Raw genomic sequence first — 1,553 nt, 5'->3', positions numbered from 1 at the left:
AGCTTGCCTCGCGATCTTTTGATCTTTAAAAAGATCGCGAGGCAAGCTCGCTCCTACAGTCTGTTTAATTTTTTACCACATCAGATCATCAGGGATCTGGTACGCCGCGTACGGATCATCTTCTTCCGGCGTTTTCGACTCGACCAGCACGTTCAACTGAACGATACGGCGCGGGTCGCGCTCCTGGATCTTCAGGGCTGCCTCACGCGGGATTACTTCGTAGCCGCCCTGGTGCTGCACAATCGCCAATGAGCCATTGGCCAGCTTGTTGCGCATCAAGGTGTTGACCGACAGGCGCTTGACCTTCTTGTCATCCACAAAGTTGTAGTAGTCCTCGGTGTTCAGCTTGGGCAGGCGCGACACGTCGATCAATTGCTTGATCTGCGCAGCACGGGCTTTTTGCTCGGCCTTTTCTTGCTGCTGACGATTGAGCTCTTGATCACGCTTGATCTTCTCGGCCTTGGCTTCAGCCGCCAGGCGCTGCTGCGTGTCATCCAGCTCGATCTGGCCTTTATGGGCCAGACGCTGCTGCTTTTGCTTTTCTTTACCGGCCTGCTTGGCCTGCTTCTCGTTGACCAATCCGGCTTTGAGCAACTGGTCGCGTAGGGAAATGCTCATTGTCTTACTCACTTAGGCAAACTCAGCCGCAGCTGGGCAAATTCTTTTCCTGGCGCTTGGCTTCACCCCACAGGGCATCCAGGTCTTCAAGGGTGCAATCTTCAATGGGACGCAGGGTATCGCGCAATGCTTGCTCGATAAACCGGAAACGTCGGTCAAATTTGGCATTTGCACCGCGCAAGGCGGTTTCCGGGTCAACTTTTAGATGCCGCGCCAGGTTCACCACCGAAAACAATAAGTCGCCCACTTCATCGTGGATCGCCGCCGAGTCGTTATCCGCCATGGCTTCCAGCACTTCGTCCAGCTCTTCACGCACCTTGTCCAGCACCGGCAAGGCGCCAGGCCAGTCAAAGCCGACCTGAGCCGCACGTTTTTGCAACTTGGCCGCACGGGACAACGCAGGCAGCGCCACCGGCACATCATCAAGCAACGACAACTGCTGCGGCGTGGCCGATTTCTCTGCGCGCTCTTCGGCCTTGATTTCGTCCCAACGCTCCTTGACCTGCGCTTCGCTCAAGCGCGGCACGTCCAGCGGCGCGTACAGGTCGCCGGTGGGAAACACATGGGGATGGCGGCGGATCAATTTGCGGGTAATGCTGTCGATCACCCCGGCAAACTCAAAGCGCCCCTCTTCGCGGGCCAACTGGCTGTAATACACCACCTGGAACAGCAAATCGCCCAGTTCGCCCTGCAAGTGCTCAAAGTCGCTGCGCTCAATGGCATCCGCCACTTCGTAAGCTTCTTCGAGGGTATAAGGCACGATCGTCGCGTAAGTTTGTTTGATATCCCACGGGCAGCCGAACTGCGGGTCGCGCAGGCGGGCCATGAGGTTTAGCAAGTCGTCGAGGGTGTACATCATTAATCCTTGTGCAGAACGATGTAGGAGCGAGCTTGCCTCGCGATCTTTTAAAGGTCAAAATAACGCGAGGCAAGCT

At 56.4% G+C, this 1,553-nt stretch carries 2 protein-coding genes; both read right to left on the bottom strand.

Annotated elements, in window-relative coordinates:
* Positions 1-72: 72 nt before the first annotated feature.
* Positions 73-618, bottom strand: a complete 546-nt coding sequence (locus tag QMX84_RS26280) for a DUF2058 domain-containing protein (protein WP_282365151.1) — start codon at positions 616-618, stop codon at positions 73-75.
* Positions 619-640: 22 nt separating this feature from the next.
* Positions 641-1,474 (bottom strand): nucleoside triphosphate pyrophosphohydrolase, encoded by an 834-nt coding sequence (gene mazG, locus QMX84_RS26275; RefSeq protein ID WP_048386773.1) that lies wholly within the window; start codon positions 1,472-1,474, stop codon positions 641-643.
* Positions 1,475-1,553: the final 79 nt, after the last annotated feature.

Source organism: Pseudomonas sp. PS01297 (assembly GCF_029959305.1).
In the GTDB taxonomy this organism is placed as follows: domain Bacteria; phylum Pseudomonadota; class Gammaproteobacteria; order Pseudomonadales; family Pseudomonadaceae; genus Aquipseudomonas; species Aquipseudomonas helleri.
This window is presented reverse-complemented; position numbering and strand designations above follow the sequence as displayed.